Source organism: Erythrobacter sp. NE805 (assembly GCF_046452355.1).
Classification (GTDB): domain Bacteria; phylum Pseudomonadota; class Alphaproteobacteria; order Sphingomonadales; family Sphingomonadaceae; genus Erythrobacter.
Map to the genome: position 1 here is coordinate 87,854 of NZ_JBKFDI010000005.1, position 15,765 is coordinate 103,618.

A 15,765-nucleotide genomic window follows, 5' to 3' on the forward strand; every position below is an offset into this window, starting at 1 on the left:
ATGGAAATAGCGTTTCGTATCGGAATTATTCCGTCAGGGAGGATTTGTTGCACGTCGACCGGATCATCGCGAATGCTGTGCTGGTCGACGGGACGGGCCGCCCGCCGTTCCGCGGCGCGCTGGCGGTGTCGGGCGAGCGGATCGCCGGGGTCGGCGCGCTCGAGGGGTGGACCGCCGACACGGTCTGCGACGCCGGGGGAAAGGTGCTCGCGCCCGGCTTCATCGATGCCCATACGCATGACGACGCCGCGCTGCTCGAGGGGCTGCTCGAACCGAAGATCAGCCAGGGCGTGACGAGCGTGGTGACCGGCAATTGCGGCGTCAGTCTCGCGCCGCTCGCGCTCGGACCCGGGGAGGCGCTGCCCGCTCCGCTCGATTCGGTGGCGGACCGTAAGTGGTTCCGGTTCGAGCGCTTCGCCGATTGGCTGGAGGCGCTGCGCGCGGCGGGGACGAGCACCAATGTCGTGCCGCTGATCGGGCACGGCACCTTGCGGGTCAAGGTGATGGACGCGCTCGACCGGCCCGCCACCGAGGCCGAGATCGCGGCGATGGAGGCACTGGTCGACGAGGCGATGGCGGCGGGCGCCTTCGGGGTCTCGAGCGGGTTGTTCTATCCGCTCGCGGCGGCCGCGCCCGCCTCCGAGGTGGTCCGCCTGGCGCGCCGTGCGGCGGCCGCCGGGGGGCTCTACACCGCGCACCTGCGCGACGAGGCCGACGCGGTGGTCGCCGCGCTCGAGGAGGCCATCGCGATCGCCGCCGAGGCCGGATTGCCGCTGGTCGTCTCGCACCACAAGGTGTCGGGCGCGCGCAACCACGGTCGCAGCACCGAGACGCTGGCGCTGATCGCGCGCGCGGCGCAGCGGCAGCCGGTGTATCTCGACGCCTATCCCTACACCGCCGGATCGACGACGCTCAACGAGCGGTCCTGGGCGGCGGCGAGCCGCACGCTCATCACCTGGTGCGCCGCCCGGCCCGAGCTCGCCGGCCGCGACCTCGCCGAGGTGGCGCGCGAGCTCGGCCTCTCCGAGGTCGAGGCGATCCGCGCGCTCCGGCCCGCGGGCGCGGTCTACTTCATGATGGACGAGAGCGACGTCGAGCGCATCCTGTGCTGCCCGGCGACGATGATCGGTTCGGACGGCATCCCCGCCGACCGTCATCCCCACCCGCGCCTGTGGGGCAGCTTCGCGCGCGTGCTCGGCCACTATTCGCGCGACCGCGGCCTGTTCCCGCTCGAGGAGGCGGTGCACCGCATGACCGGTCTGACCGCCGCGCGCTTCGGCCTCGCGGGGCGCGGGGTGCTCGCGGAGGGGGCCCAGGCCGATCTCGTCATGTTCGATGCGCGCGAAGTTCGCGAAGTTGCGACCTTCGCCGACCCCCGCCGCCCCAGCGCCGGCATCGCGTGGGTGATGGTCAACGGCGTCACGGTGTGGGAGGAGGGCCGCGCGACCGGCGCGCGTCCCGGCCGGATCGCGGAACGACGCAGGGAGGCGGCCTGATGCTGGATCATCTCCACAAGTCGCTCCCGCCCTGGCACGAGGCGGACGATGCGATCGGTGCCCGCGTGCTCGAGGGAGACCTGCTCTTTCCGGTCGCCGTCCTGCGCGAGGACGCCATCGCCGCGAACCGGGCTTGGATGCGGTCATTCCTCGAGGCGACGGGGGTCTCGATCGCGCCGCACGGCAAGACCAGCATGAGCCCCGAGCTGTTTGCGATGCAGATCGCCGACGGCGCCTGGGGGATGACCGCGGCCACCGCCCACCACGTCCGCCTCTACCACCATCTCGGCATTCGCCGGGTGATCCATGCCAATCAGCTGGTCGGCGCGGCGGACATCCGGCTCGCGCTCGACCTTCTCGCGGGCGACCCCGGCTTCGAGCTCTATAGCCTTGTCGACAGCCTCGCCGGGGTCGAACGGCTTGCCGCCGCGCACCGGCAGTCGGGGCTCGGTCGCCCGCTTTGCCTGTTGCTCGAGATGGGCGCGCCGGGCGGACGCACCGGGGTGCGGAGTCGCGAGGAGGGGATCGCCGTCGCCCGCGCCGTGGCCGCTGCGCCCGGCCTGGCGCTGAGCGGGGTCGAAGTGTTCGAGGGCGTCTTCCAGGGCCAGCCCGACGGCCCGGCGAAGGTCGAGGCGATGCTCGACGACGTGCTCGCGCTTGCCACGACGGCCGATGCCGAGGGCCTGTACGCGGGCGAGGAGATCATCCTCACCGGCGGCGGCTCGGCCTTCTTCGATCGCTGCGCCCGGCGGCTGGTGGTCCCGACCCTGTCGCGCCCGGTGCGCACCGTGATCCGTTCGGGCTGCTACATCAGCCACGACGACAACCTCTACCGCAGGCTGTTCGCCGAGCTGCTGGAGCGCGAGCCGTCCTGCGCGGCGTGGGGAGACGGCCTCCAGGCCGCGCTCGAGGTCTGGGCGCCGGTGCAGTCGGTGCCCGAGCCCGGCCGCATCATCGCCGCCTTGGGCAAGCGCGATGCGGGCTACGATGCCGGCCTGCCGCTCGCCCGCTTCCACTATCGCCCCGGCGTGCACGCCGCCCCGGTTCCCATCGAGGGCGAGCTCGTCATCACCGGCCTCTACGACCAGCACGCGGTTCTCGAGGGCACGCTCGCCGTCGAGGTGGGCGACGTCCTCGGCTTCGGCATCTCGCACCCCTGCACCACCTTCGATCGCTGGCGCGCGCTCTTCCTCGTCGACGAGGCGCGGCAGGTCACCGGCCATGTCACCACGCTCTTCTAGCCTCGCGCGGGTGCTGCGGCGGGCGGGAGCGACGCTGCTGGTGCTGCTGGGCGTTTCGGTCGTCACCTTCGTGATCGCCCAGCTGGTCCCCAACGACACCGCACGGCTGATCGCGGGCGATCTCGCCTCGGAGGCACGGGTCGCCGAGGTGCGCGCACAGCTCGGGCTCGACCGGCCCGTGCCGCTGCAATACCTCGCCTACATGGGGCGGCTCGCCGAGGGCGATCTCGGGCTGTCGATCCGCTCGGGCCGGCCGGTCGCCGAGGAGCTGCGCGAGGCGCTGCCGGCGACGGTCGAGCTCGCGGCGGCCGCTTTCGCGATGATCGTCGTGGCGGGGCTGGCGCTCGGCTCGCTGTCGGCGCTGACCGCGGGGCGCTGGCCCGACTATCTGATCCGCCTCCTCTCGACCCTCGCGATCTCGGCCCCGACCTTCTGGATCGGCCTCGTTCTGGTCGCGATCTTCTTCGGCACGCTCGACTGGCTGCCCTCGGGCGGGAGGCTCGGGCCCGAGCTGATGCCGCCGCCGCCCGTGACCGGCCTCTACCTCGTCGACGGCGCGCTGGCGGGCGAATGGCGCGTCGTCGGCGATGCGCTTGCCCACCTGTTGCTGCCCGCCATCACCCTGGCCCTCGCGGCGAGCGGGGCGGCCGCGCGGCTGGTGCGGGCCTCGCTGCTCGAGGTCTTGCAGGAGGACTATGTCCGGCGCGCCCGCGCTGCGGGCCTCTCGGAATGGGTCGTGCTCACCCGCTACGCGCTCCCCAATGCGCTGGTCCCGTTCCTGACGACGGCGGCGATCCTGCTGGCGGACCTGCTGGGGGGCGCGGTGGTGACCGAGGCGATCTTCAGCTGGCCGGGCCTTGGCAGTTACACGCTCGAGGCGGTCGCGGGGCTCGATTTCCCGGCGATCATGGGCTTCACCCTGCTCGCCGCGGTGTTCTACTCCGCCGCCAACCTTGCCGTCGACCTGCTCTACGGCGTGCTCGATCCGAGGCTGCACAAGGCATGACGGCGGCGTGGCACAAGGCCTCGCGCGATGCGGCGGGGGTCGTGGGCGCGGTGCTGGTGGCGCTGCTGCTCGGCTTTGCGGTGCTCGGCCCGCTGGTGGCGGGCAACGCGCCCGACGCGATCGATCTCGCGCGCCGGCTCCAGCCGCCCTCGGCGCTTCACTGGATGGGCACCGACGAGCTCGGCCGCGACCTGTTCTCGCGGCTGGCCAACGGGGCCTGGCCATCACTCATGGCGGCGCTGCTGGTGGTAGGGACGACCGTGACGCTCGGCACGCTGGCCGGGACGCTGTCGGCTCTGGCAGGCGGATGGGCCGACGCGGCGCTGATGCGGGTGATCGACGTGCTGCTCGCCGTGCCCGCGCTGGTGCTGGCGATGGCGCTCGCCGCGGCGCTCGGACCGAGCCTCGTCAACGCCCTCATCGCTCTGGTGATCGTTCGCCTGCCGGTGTTCGTGCGCCTCGCGCGGGCGCAGGCGCTGCTGCTGCGCGACCGCGGCTTCACCGAGGCCGCGCGGCTGGCCGGGGCGGGTCGGTGGCACATCATGCGCCATCACCTGCTGCCCAACCTCGCGGGCATCATGCTGGTGCAGGGCCTGATGGACATAGCCGCGGTGATCCTCGGCGCCGCCGCGCTCGGCTTCATCGGGCTCGGAGCCCAGCCGCCGAGCCCCGAGTGGGGCGGTCTGGTCGCCTCGGGCCGGCACTTCATGGCCGACGCGTGGTGGCTCGGCCTGTTCCCAGGCCTCGCGCTGGTGCTTGCGGCGGCGGGGTTCAACCTGCTGGGCGACGCGGTGCGCGACATCCTCGACCCGCGGCAGGAGCGCACGCCATGATCCCGCTGGCGATCACCGGCCTGTCGATCCGGCGGCGCTCCGATCGCCGGATGCTGATCGAGGACCTCGACTGCACCGTGCACCCGGGCGAGATCGTCGGGCTGGTCGGACAGTCGGGCAGCGGCAAGTCGCTGACCGCGCTGGCGGCGACGGGGATGCTGCCCGCGGCGCTCGAACAGGTGGCGGGCCGCATCGCGGTGACGGGCACGCCGATCGACGGGCTCGGGCCGAAGGCACTGCGCGATCTGCGGCGCCGCCGCATATCGCTGATCTTCCAGGACCCGATGACCGCGCTCAGTCCGACGCGAAGCATCGGCGCGCAGATGGGCGACATCCTCGCGGCCGCCGGGATACCCCGCGCCGATCGTCCCGCGCGCGCCTGCCGGCTGCTGGGCGACATGGACCTGCCCGATCCAGCCGCGCTGATGCGGCGCTTTGCCCACCAGCTCTCCGGCGGGCAGCGCCAGCGCGTGCTGATCGCGATGGCCTTCGCCGGATCGCCCGCGGTCGTGCTTGCCGACGAGGTGACGACGGCGCTCGACGTGTCGGTGCGGGCGCAGGTGCTGCGGCTGCTGGTCGGGCGTGCGCGGCAGAGCGGGTCCGGCCTGCTGTTCATCACCCACGACCTCGGCGCGGCGCGCAGCTGCTGCGACCGGGTGCTGGTGATGGCCGAGGGGCGGGTAGTGGAGAGCGGGCCCGCCGTTGAGGTCTTCGCCCGCCCGGCCTCGCCCGAGGCACGGCACCTGCTCGCCGCGCTGCCCGAACGCTCGGCACCCCGCCAGATGCTGCCGGTCGCGGGGGCCGAGCCGTGAGTGCGCTGATCGTCGCCGAGGACCTGCGCTGGCAGCCGCGCGGCGCGAAGCGTCCCGTGCTCGATGGCGTGTCGCTGGCGATCGCGCCGGGAGAGTTCGTCGGCATCCTCGGCGGATCGGGCTGCGGCAAGACCTCGGCCTCGCGCGTCATCGCCGGGTTGCAACGCGCCGACAGCGGGCGCATCCTCTGGCGCGGCGAGGATGCTCCGCCGCCCAAGGGCGCGATCGCCTTCGTGTTCCAGGACCCCTTCGCCTCGCTCGATCCGCGCAAGCCTCTGTGGTGGACCCTGACCGAGACCGCCGCGCTCGCCGCCCCGCGCGCCGCGCCGCAGCGGCGCGCGCTGGCGGAGCGGTTGCTCGGGCAGGTCGGGCTCCCCGCCGATTTCGCCCCCCGCTTCCCGCACCAGCTTTCGGGCGGTCAGCGCCAGCGCATCGCGATCGGCCGGGCGCTCGCGACCGATCCGGAGCTGCTGATCCTCGACGAGCCGACCTCGGCGCTCGATCTTGCGGTGCAGGCGCGCATCCTCAACCTGCTGCTCGCGCTTCAGGCCGCCCGTCCGATCGCGATGCTGATGGTATCGCACGACATCGCCGTCATCCGCCACATGGCGCACCGGGTGCTGGTTATGGACACCGGCCGGATCGTCGAGCAGGGCCCGCCCGCCGAGGTGCTCGCCGCACCCCGTTCCGAGGCCGCGCGGCGGCTGGTCGCCAATTATCTCTCCGTCGATAGCTGAGAACCGTCCCATGCATGTCTTCACCGCCGCCATCGCGACCGAAACCAACTCCTTCTCGCCGATCCCGACCAACGCGGCGAACTTCGCCGACGACTTCTATCCGGCCGGGACGCTGCCCGAGCGCCCGATGATGTTCGCCGCCCCGATGCAGGTCGCGCGGCGGCACGCGGCGGCGAGGGGCTGGAAGGTGACCGAGGGGCTCGCCGCCAGCGCGCAGCCCTCGGGCCTGATCCGGCGCGCCACCTGGGAGGATTACCGCGACCGCATCCTCGCCGATCTCGCGGCCGCAGGGCCGGTCGACATGGTGCTGCTCGGCCTGCACGGCGCGATGATGGCCGATGGCTACCCCGACTGCGAAGGCGATCTGCTGGGGCGGGTGCGCGGGATCGTGGGCGAAAAGGCAGTGATCGGCGGGCTGCTCGATCCGCATTGCCACCTCACCCCTGCCATGCTCGAGGCGGCAGACGTCCTGATCGCCTACAAGCATTATCCGCATGTCGACGCCTTCGACCGCGCGGAGGAGTTGTGGACCCTGTGCGAGGGGGCGGCGACGGGTCGGCACCGCCCGGTGATGGCGACCGCCGACTGCCGGATGATCAGCCTCTACTACACCCCGGTCGAGCCGGTCAGCGGCTTCGTCCGCGCCATGTCGGCAGCCGAGCAGGAGCCGGGCGTGCTCTCGGTCTCGCTGATCCACGGCTTCCCGTGGGGTGACCTGCCCGAGATGGGGACGCGGATGCTGGTGATCGCGGATCGCGATGCGGGGCTGGCGCAGCGGCTGGCGGATCGCTTCGCGCGCGACCTCCAGGCGCTGAGGGGGCAGACGATGACGACCCTCATCCCGATGCCGGAGGCCGTCGCGGCGGCGGCGGCGCATGAGGGGCCGCCGATGGTGCTCGCGGACTTCGCCGACAACTGCGGCGCGGGCGCGCCCAGCGATGCGACGTGGCTGCTGGAGGCCCTGATCCGCGCCGATGTGCCGGATGTCGGGATCGCCTTCCTCCACGACCCGCAGGCGATCGACCTGTGCAAGGCCGCGGGCGTGGGCGCGCGCATGCCGCTGCGGCTCGGCGGCAAGACCAGCCGGTTCTCGGGCCCGCCGCTCGATCTCGAGGTCGAGGTGATGCACATCGCCGAGAACGCCCGCCACGATTTCGGGATCGGGCATTTCGACGCGGGTGACGTGGTCGTGGTGCGCACCGGGAGGAACGTCGACATCGTGATGTCCTCCAACCGCATCCAGTGCATCACCCCGGGCGCCTTCTCGGACTTCGGCATCGACCCGCGCGCGAAGCGCGTGCTGGTGCCCAAGTCGATGCAGCACTTCTACATCATGTTCTCGCAGCTCGGCGGACCGGTGCACTATGTCGAGTCGCCGGGGGTCGCGAGCATGGACCTCGAAAGCCTGCCCTACACCCGCATCGACCGGACGATCTGGCCGTTCAGCGCTGCGGCCAGCCGCTGAGATAGGCCTCGCGCAGCACCGCGAAGGCCAGCTTGCGGCGCCCGGTCTCGTCGATCACGCCCTTGCGGTTGTAGCCGTCCTGGATGCCCGGGAAAGGCCGCAGCGGCGAGCGGAAGTCCTGCAGCACCCAGGGCGAGACGCCGTCGATCCCCTCGTGCGCGGCGAGCATGGCGAGCTGTCGGCGGTAGACCTCGGCCTGGTATTCCTCGGTGAACATCCGTCCCGCGCCGCCGGGGAGCCCGGCCTTGGCGTCGGCCCCGAACTCGCTGACGACGAAAGGCTTGCCGGCCGGGGGCACGAAGCGGACCTCGGGCATGAGCGCGAGGATCGCGGCGGCGAGACGCTCCTCGTCGGCGGGGACCATGCGGGCCAGGAAGCTCGCGTAGTACCAGCCGAAATACTCGTTGAGCGCGGCGACATCGAGCACCTCGGCGAGAGGATCGTCGATCCTGAACACGGGTGCTTTCGTCGCTGCTGCTAGGGCATCGGGGGTGGCCGGGGTGCCGCTTGCCTTCTCGAACCATGCGGCCAGCTTCTGGCGCTGGTCGGTGGGAAGGGCAGGGTCTTGAAGCAGACGGGCGGCCAACGTGCGCGCCAGTAGCGGCGCGGATTTCGCGGTGTCCACCAGCAGCGCGGCGGTGATGAGCCGCGAGGGATCGCGCTGCCGCACCTCGCCCGCAATTGCGCGCAGAAAGGCGAGGCGGGCGGGGGTGTCGGGGGTCTCGTTGGCGATCGACCAGAGGATGATCGAGGCTCGGTTGCGATCGCGCTCGACCATCGCGCGGGCCTGCCGGCGGACATTCTCGAGCACCTGGGGGCTCTCGAAGGCGACCGCCCAGTAGACCGGCAGTTCGCTCCAGACGAGCAGGCCCTGCCGGTCCGCCTCGCGGGCGACCGCTTCGTCATGCGGGTAGTGCGCGAGGCGCACGAAGTTTGCGCCCAGCGCCTTGACCTCGCCGACCAGCTGGCGTGCATCCTCCTCGCCGACCGCGCGTCCCGCATGGCGGGTGGTGACCGCGTGCGCGCTGATCCCGCGCAGCACGATCCGCTCGCCGTTGAGGAAAATGTCGCCGCCGCGCGCCTCGATGGTGCGCAGGCCGATGACGTCCTCGGTCGCCTCGCCGCCCGCGATCGCGATGCGGACACGGTGAAGGGTGGGCTGCTGCGGCGACCACAGGCCGGCGCGGGTGTGCCACACCAGTCGCGCGCGCCCATCCGGGCCGATCGTGGCCTTGGCGCTCTCGCCGATCTCCGGGAGGCTGACGGTCAATGTCCGGCCGGCGGCCTCGGGCGAGGCCTCGATCTCGGCCACGACCTCGCGTCGCTCGAGGTCGGCGAGGCGGATCGCCCATGTCACCAGCCGCTGCTCGGGCAGTTCGAGCAGCCGCACCGCCCCGGTGATCCCGCCGTAATTGTGCCAGTCGGAAAAACGGGTCGGCACCGTCAGCGAGTCGAGCCGGTTGTCGACCTTCAGCACCAGCGCGTTGCTGCCCGGCTTGAGGTGGCGCGTGAGGTCGACCGCGAAGGGCGTGAAGCCGCCTTCATGGCGGGCAACGAGGGTGCCGTTGATGTAAACATCCGTGCGATAATTGGCCGCGCCCACGTGGAGAATGCGGCGCAGCCCGTCGGGCGCGGCCGGCAGCTCGAAGCGCTTGAGGTACCAGACCGCCCCTTCATAGAGGTCGAGCCGCGGGTTTTGGCGCACCCAGTCGGCCGGGACTTGCAGGGTCTCTGCCGGGTTGAACACGAATTCGGCGAAGGCAAGGCCGCGCGGTTCGGGGCGGGCGCGGAACACCTCGACGCCGCCAAGGCCGGTGAACGAAGGGCGGTCGCCCGCCGAGAGCGGATCGACCAGCACCTGCCAGGGCCCCGACAGGTCGATGTGCCTGCGACCGCCGGGGTTCTGGTAGAGCGGTTCCGGCGCGCTCGCCTGCCAGGACGGAGCCGATGCTTGCCCCGGCGATTGCGCGGCGAGCGGAACGGCGAGGAAAGCGAGGACGAGGAGGGCTAGGGCGCGAGGGATCATGGCGTTCAACCGTGCAGGGGGAAGGGGACGTGCCAGAAGGTCAGCATACCTCCGAGCACCAGCGCACCGGTGCCGACCAGCGCGAGGTGCGCTCGCACGAGGGCGCGACCGGGGTAGCGGGCGACCAGCACTGCCAGGAGAAGCCCGAGAACCAGCAGCGCCGCCGTCAGAATGCCGCCGAGCGTGAAGGGCAGGGTCTCGCCGCGCTGCATGGCATTGGCAATCGCCTCGGGTCCGGAAAAGGCGAAAACCGTCGCGGGCACGCCGCCCGCCGTCAGCGCCACGACCGGGGCGAACCAGCGGGCGGCACCGCGCGCCCAGATCGCGGCCAGTACCCCGGTCAGCGCCAGCGCGAGGCCGCATCCGGCGACGACCAGCTGGATGAAGGGGTCCGATAATCCCGAGACCTTGCGCGCCACCGCGACCCTCTCGCGCAGCGTGTCGCCCCGGAACAGCCAACGCGCCGGCGCGCGGCCGGGGCCGGCCTGTTCCTCGTAGAGGCCGGGGCCGATGCGGGTCACCGGCTTGCCGTTGATCGTGATCCCCCCCGCGGTGCGCTCGACCTCGGTCACCGCGCCGAGGAAGAACAGCATCTCGGCAGTGCTGTGGGGGCGGCGCTCGGTCCAGTAGCGCCCCGCGATGCCGGGATCGCTGCCGCCCGTGGAGGTCGCAGGCTGCGGGGGCCCTAGGAACTGCGCGAGGAAGCTGTCGCGGAGCTCGCCATAGCCCAGCGGCGGGGCGGAGGCGGTCCAGGCGACGAACAGGCCGAGCCGCTGCCCCGGCACGATCACCAGGCTCGACGCGACGCCGGAGAGGCCTCCGGCGTGTTCCCAGGTGGGCTCGCTCCCCCACCGGCTCAGGAACCAGAAGGCGCCGATGCTGTCGAGGCCCGGGCCGTTTCCGGCCAGCGGCATCGTCGCCATGCGCCGCACTTCGGGTGCGAGCGGGGCGCCGCCTTCGCCGAGCATCGCGAGCATGTAGCGCGCCATGTCGGGGGCGGTGGTCTCGATCGACCCGGTCGGGGCGAAGAACGGGGCGTTGAAGCTGCGCGGGATCGCCGTGCCGCCCGGCGCGAAGGGTACGACCAGCCGCGCTGTCGGCTTGCCCGTGAGGTTGAGGCGTGTCGCCGCCATGCCCACCGGGCGCAGCAGGCGCTCGGCCAGCAGTTCGCCATAGGGCCGCCCGGTCGCGTCCTCGATCACCAGCGCCACCAGCGGCGCACTGATGTTGGCATAGACCGACGCGGCCCCGGCGGGGCGGACCTGCGCAGGGAGGATGGCGCGGATGTCGTCTCCGCTCGCCGGGACCGCCACGCGAGTGAGATCGAAATAGCCGTAACCGCGCTCCTCGAAACCGGCCGAATGGGTCAACAGATGGCGCAGCAGGATCGGCTTGCCGCCCATTGCGGGCAGCCTGATCCGCTTCAGCACGGCGTTCGCCGGCGTGTCGAGCGAAGGAATGTCTCCGCTGCGCACCAGATCTAGCAGCAATAGGCCGGCGAAGGTCTTCGAGACGGAGGCGATCTGGAAATGGTCCTTCGCCGGATCGATCCCGCGCGTCGCTTGCGGCGCGGGCTTGCCGTAGCCGCGGATCGCGACCACCTGCCCGTCCTTGACGATGGCGACGGTCGCCGCCGAGGCGCCGCCTGCGGCGACCCCCTTCCCGATCACCGTGTCGGCCCAGTCCTCGTAGGGATTGGCGGCGGCAGGCGCGGCGACCAGCAGCGCGGCGAGGGCGAGCAGCAGCCTAACCACGGGCCGGCACCGGGACATAGGTGTCGAGCAGGGCATCGGCCGGGTCGATCATCGTGCCGGTCTCCGCCGAGCGATACAGCGCCATGATGAGGCGCACCACGTCGAGCCCGTCGTGGAAATTCTCCATCGGCATGATCCCCTGCCGGAAGGACTGCACCATGTGGCGGTTCTCGAGCGTGTAGCCGTAGATCCCCGCCTCGTCGGGCACGATCGGCATCTCGCCCTGCTCGGCATTCTGCTTCTCGACCAGGTCCTCGCCCTGTGCGCCCGCGACGTTGCGCGACAGGAACAGCTTGAGCCCGGTGTCCAGCGACGACCAGCGCATCGCGTATTCCGGGCCCATCAGTTCGATGTCGAGCCTGAGGCCCGCGCCGACATAGGCCCAGCTGGTGGTCGCCTCGATGATGAGTTCCTGGCCCGCCTCGTCCTCGAGCCGCAACAGGCCGCGGGCGAAATCCTCGGCGATCGGGCGGGACGGGTCGAAGCCGCTCATCTGCCGCGCCAGCGCCTCGGCCGCACCCGGCCGTCCGAACTTGAGGTGGCCGATCGCGCCGTTGACCGCCGTCACCCTGAGGCTGTCGCGCGGCGCGCCGGGAGCGGTCAGCAGGTGCCGTCCGACCTCGACCGAATGGCACATCATGTCCGACATCACGCCCCCGCCCTGGCGCTTGCCGTCCCAGAACCACGGCTCGTGCGGGCCGGAATGCTCCTCGGCGGCGCGGGCGAGATAGGGGCGGCCCGATCCGGGCACGGCGCGGCCCCAGATGATCGCCTTGCCGCGCGCGATGGCGGTGGAGAACAGCTGGTTCTCGAGATAGCCGTGGAGCAGCCCCGCCTCCTCGGTGAGCCGCAGGACCTCGCGCGCCTCGGCAAGCGTGCGCGCGAGCGGCTTCTCGCAGGCCACGGCGCGCAGGCGACTGTGCGGATGGCTTGCGGCGCGGGCGATCGCCGCGAAGGTCGCGATCCGCGTGTCGTTGGGATTGAGCACCCAGACGGCGTCGATCTGCCCCTCGACCACCATGCTCTCGATATCGGGATAGGCACGGCACGGCCCGAGCCCCATCGCGTTGACGCGCTCGGCGAAGACTTCGCGCCGCGCCGGGGTCGGGCTGGTGACCCCGGCGATCACGGCGTCGCGCACTCCCTCGAAGGAGGTGAGGTGGAAATGGGCGATGAAGCCCGAACCGATGAAGCCGATCCGCAAGGGACGATCGGCGGCGGCGGCGCTGGTCATGCTGGTTTCTCCGGAAGAAGCGCGAATTGCCGTTCGAGATGCTCGGTCACCGCCGCGGGCAGCGGATCGAACCGCTCGCGCGGCTCGTTGCCGACGAAGCCGATCGCGGCGATGCCGGCCGGCGTTGTGTAGAAGGCGGCGAGCGCGAGGACGCGCAGGCGGTCCTCGGCGGCGGGGTCTGCCTTGCCCTCGGCGAGCGGCAGGATCAGCGCGCGGTCGGCCTGCTGGTCGGGGTAGGGGGCAGAGAGCCACTCGTCGAAGAACTCGGCGAGGCCGGCCTCGCTCGCCGAGGGCAGCGAGCCGCTCTTCGGCAGGAGCGCATCGAGCCGCTGCGTCAGCCATGCCTTCTGCCGTTCGGTAAGCAGGCGGGGCCAGGGGCCGGGGGCGGGTTCGAGCAGGACCGGGTCCTTGCCGTAGCCGGGGGCGGGCGTTGCCGGTGGCTGCGCGGACCCTGCACCCAGATAGGCGCGCAGGCCCGTGCCCGCGCCGATCGCTCCCGCGACCACCGCGGTCCAGCCCAGCACGGCGCGGCGGTCGAGCTTCATGCCTCGCCCCGCTTGAGGCTCTCGGCGAGGTGCTGGGCGCCGCGCCAGGCGAGCGCCATGATCGTCAGCGTCGGGTTCTTGCACGGCATCGAAGGGAACAGCCCGGCATCGGCGACATAGAGATTGGGGGTGGTGTGAACCCGGCCCCAGCGGTCGACCGGGCCATCGGCGGCGCGCGCCGCCATGCGCAGCGTCCCCGCCTCGTGGATCACGTGGCCGCCGGGGCGCATCACCTCGGCGATGGGCCGGTTGCAATCGGTGAGGATGTTGGCGCCCATGTCCCTGAAGACATCGGCGAGCGTCCCGCGCATGAAGGCCATCTGCGCCAGTTCTTCCGCGCCCCATTGCCAGTGGAAGCGCAGCACTGGCAGCCCGAAGCGGTCCTTCACGTCGGGATCGAGTTCGCAGCGGCTGTTCGCATTGGGGATCATCTCGCCGCGCCCCGAGAGGTAGACGATCGACCCGTAGAGCCGCCGCATCTCGGCATGGAGCGCCGCGCCGGTGCCGGGCTTCGCGAGGGCGGCGATCGCGGTCATGTCGTCGAACTCGGGCAGGCGGCGGCCGCCCCAGAACTCGATGTGGCAACCCCGCGCGAAACCGAGCGCGCCGGCGCGCTGCTGCTCGGTCAGCCACCAGGGCGAATAGACGTGGAACAGGGTGACGCCCTCGTCATGAAAGGCGGGGAGGTTCTCGAGCTGCGGGACCTGCGCCGCCACCGACACGCTCGGGGTGTCCATCAGGTTGCGTCCGATCTGGCCCTGTTCGTTGCCGAGCCCGTCCGGGAAGGCGGGCGAGCGCGACTGGAGGAGGATGCGCGCGCTTTCGCAGGCGCTGGCGGCAAGGATCACCGCGCGCGCCCCGATCTCGTGGATCGCCCCGTCGGCGCGATCGATGAAGCGCACGCCTCTCGCCCGGCCGCCGGCGTCGACCGCGACCTCGAACACGTGGGCGCCGGTGCGGATCGCGAGGCGCCCGGTGTCGCGTGCAGGCGGGATGAGCACGGTGGTCGACTGGAAATTGGCGCCGATGGCGCAGCCGCGCATGCAGTCCGTGGCATAGAGGCATTGCGGCCGGTCGCCATGCGGCCGGGTCAGGATCGCCATGTGCGCCGGCACAACCGGGATGCCGTGGCGGCGGCCCATCACCATCCCCATCCACTGTTCGAAGGCCCGCGGGCGGGGCGGGGGCAGGAGGATGCCGTCGGGGCTGTCGGGCGAATTGGCGATGCCCTCGGCCGCGCCGAACACGCCGATCAGCCGCTCGACCCGGTCGTACCAGGGCGCGAGCTCGTCGTAGCCGAAGGGCCAGTCCGCGCCGAGCCCGTCGAGGCTGCGGCCGCGAAAGTCGTCCGGGCCGAAGCGCAGGCTCATCCGGCCCCAGTGGTTGGTCCGCCCGCCGAGCATCCGCGCGCGCCACCAGCGGAAGGCGCTGCCTTCGGCGACGGTGTAGGGCTCCCCCGGCACCTCCCAGCCGCCACCTGCGGTCGCGTCGTAGAAGCCGAACTCCTTGTCCGGTGTCGCCGCACCGTGCAGCGGCGCATCGCCGGGCAGCTGGAACATCGGCGTCTCGGTCATCGGGTCGTAATCGCGTCCGCTCTCGAGCATCAGGACATCGAGCCCCTCCTGCGCAAGCGCATAGGCCGCCATGCCGCCCCCCGCGCCCGAGCCGACCACGATCACGTCATGACGTGCGCCGCCCTTGCTCATCGCGCCGCGAGCTCGCGCACGCGGATGTTGCGAAAGCGGATGCGCCCGCCCGCATCGCCGTGGTCCTGCAGCACGATCGGCAGCCTCTCGGGATGCGCGCGCCACGGGCCGATCGCGGCGAAGGCGGTCGGGCCGAGGAAGGCCTCGTCGTCCTGCAAGGTGATGCCGTTGAGGATCACGCTCGCCCGCGGCGCGGCGATCAGCGTGCCGTCCCCGGCGAAGCGCGCGGCGCGGTAGCGGATCGCGAGGCACTGCCATTCGCCCGGCGGGCGCGAGGCATTGGCGCGCGGCGGCACCTGCCCGTAGAGCGCGCCCATCTGCCCGTCGGGATAGGTCGGGTTGCGATAGCTGTCGAGGATCTGCACCTCGTAGCGCTGTTGGAAGAAGATCCCGCTATTGCCACGCTGCTGGAACACGCCGACCGGCGGATCGGGCATCCGGAATTCGAGCGAGAGCTCGACGTCGCCGAAGCTCTCCCGAGTGGCGATGCGGTTGGCGGTATGGCCCGAGGGCACGAGCTCTCCGCCTGCCTGCGACCACAGCGCGAGGTTCTCGCCCGTCCAGTCCGACGCCGCGAGCCTGAGCCCGCGCGGGCGCGGGCAGGCTGCCGGGGCGACCCTCGGCGGCTGGGGACGTGCCAGATCGTGGATGCGCCAAGGGCTGCCCGGCAGGCGCGGCGCGTCGAGCAGGGCCTCGCGCCAGAAGGGCTCCTGCCACCCTTCCTCGATCCCCGGATTGTCGTCGATCAGCTGCCGGATCACCGGATCGCGCGCGCGCAGCGCCTCGGTGAGCGAATCCTCGGGCCCGCCTGCCCATGCTCCGCAGGCGGCCAATCCGACTGATGCCGAGACGATGAAGGCCCGGAGCGCGCTTGCCAATGTCATTCCGATCTGAAAGATAGATGCCAATC

General features: G+C 71.8%; 13 protein-coding genes. 7 read left to right on the top strand and 6 right to left on the bottom strand.

The window, feature by feature from the left end; genetic code table 11:
* Positions 1-47 precede the first annotated feature (47 nt).
* Genes ACLBKU_RS16455 through ACLBKU_RS16485 form a run of 7 tightly spaced genes read left to right on the top strand, consistent with a single transcriptional unit; the run spans position 48 to position 7,590 of the window.
* Positions 48-1,496, top strand: a complete 1,449-nt coding sequence (locus tag ACLBKU_RS16455; RefSeq protein WP_410180650.1) for an N-acyl-D-amino-acid deacylase family protein — start codon at positions 48-50, stop codon at positions 1,494-1,496.
* On the top strand, positions 1,496-2,737 hold the full coding sequence (locus ACLBKU_RS16460; RefSeq protein ID WP_410180651.1) for an alanine racemase: 1,242 nt from the start codon (positions 1,496-1,498) through the stop codon (positions 2,735-2,737). Before ACLBKU_RS16455 ends, ACLBKU_RS16460 begins: the two co-directional genes overlap by 1 nt.
* Positions 2,718-3,743: an ABC transporter permease gene (locus tag ACLBKU_RS16465; protein ID WP_410180652.1), complete on the top strand. Its 1,026-nt coding sequence runs from the start codon at positions 2,718-2,720 to the stop codon at positions 3,741-3,743. Before ACLBKU_RS16460 ends, ACLBKU_RS16465 begins: the two co-directional genes overlap by 20 nt.
* The gene (locus ACLBKU_RS16470; RefSeq protein WP_410180653.1) at positions 3,740-4,576 is read left to right on the top strand and encodes an ABC transporter permease; all 837 of its coding nucleotides are present in this window, start codon (positions 3,740-3,742) and stop codon (positions 4,574-4,576) included. The genes ACLBKU_RS16465 and ACLBKU_RS16470 overlap by 4 nt, the downstream gene beginning before the upstream one ends.
* Positions 4,573-5,388, top strand: coding sequence for an ABC transporter ATP-binding protein (locus ACLBKU_RS16475; protein ID WP_410180654.1), 816 nt, complete (start codon positions 4,573-4,575; stop codon positions 5,386-5,388). The genes ACLBKU_RS16470 and ACLBKU_RS16475 overlap by 4 nt, the downstream gene beginning before the upstream one ends.
* Positions 5,385-6,125 (top strand): ABC transporter ATP-binding protein, encoded by a 741-nt coding sequence (locus tag ACLBKU_RS16480; RefSeq protein ID WP_410180655.1) that lies wholly within the window; start codon positions 5,385-5,387, stop codon positions 6,123-6,125. The genes ACLBKU_RS16475 and ACLBKU_RS16480 overlap by 4 nt, the downstream gene beginning before the upstream one ends.
* A gap of 10 nt (positions 6,126-6,135) precedes the next feature.
* Entirely contained in the window at positions 6,136-7,590 is a 1,455-nt protein-coding gene (locus tag ACLBKU_RS16485) for a M81 family metallopeptidase (protein WP_410180656.1), read from the top strand.
* Here ACLBKU_RS16485 and ACLBKU_RS16490 read toward each other — a convergent pair.
* Genes ACLBKU_RS16490 through ACLBKU_RS16515 form a run of 6 tightly spaced genes read right to left on the bottom strand, consistent with a single transcriptional unit; the run spans position 7,568 to position 15,733 of the window.
* Complete coding sequence (locus ACLBKU_RS16490) at positions 7,568-9,616, bottom strand: glycoside hydrolase family 2 TIM barrel-domain containing protein (RefSeq protein ID WP_410180657.1); 2,049 nt, start codon at positions 9,614-9,616, stop codon at positions 7,568-7,570. The genes ACLBKU_RS16485 and ACLBKU_RS16490 overlap by 23 nt on opposite strands.
* Before the next feature lie 5 nt (positions 9,617-9,621).
* On the bottom strand, positions 9,622-11,370 hold the full coding sequence (locus ACLBKU_RS16495) for a serine hydrolase domain-containing protein (RefSeq protein WP_410180658.1): 1,749 nt from the start codon (positions 11,368-11,370) through the stop codon (positions 9,622-9,624).
* Positions 11,363-12,604 (bottom strand): Gfo/Idh/MocA family protein, encoded by a 1,242-nt coding sequence (locus ACLBKU_RS16500; protein ID WP_410180659.1) that lies wholly within the window; start codon positions 12,602-12,604, stop codon positions 11,363-11,365. Before ACLBKU_RS16500 ends, ACLBKU_RS16495 begins: the two co-directional genes overlap by 8 nt.
* Positions 12,601-13,149 (bottom strand): hypothetical protein, encoded by a 549-nt coding sequence (locus ACLBKU_RS16505; protein ID WP_410180660.1) that lies wholly within the window; start codon positions 13,147-13,149, stop codon positions 12,601-12,603. The genes ACLBKU_RS16500 and ACLBKU_RS16505 overlap by 4 nt, the downstream gene beginning before the upstream one ends.
* The gene (locus ACLBKU_RS16510) at positions 13,146-14,855 is read right to left on the bottom strand and encodes a GMC family oxidoreductase (RefSeq protein ID WP_410180661.1); all 1,710 of its coding nucleotides are present in this window, start codon (positions 14,853-14,855) and stop codon (positions 13,146-13,148) included. Before ACLBKU_RS16510 ends, ACLBKU_RS16505 begins: the two co-directional genes overlap by 4 nt.
* The gene (locus tag ACLBKU_RS16515) at positions 14,852-15,733 is read right to left on the bottom strand and encodes a DUF1080 domain-containing protein (RefSeq protein ID WP_410180662.1); all 882 of its coding nucleotides are present in this window, start codon (positions 15,731-15,733) and stop codon (positions 14,852-14,854) included. The genes ACLBKU_RS16510 and ACLBKU_RS16515 overlap by 4 nt, the downstream gene beginning before the upstream one ends.
* Positions 15,734-15,765: the final 32 nt, after the last annotated feature.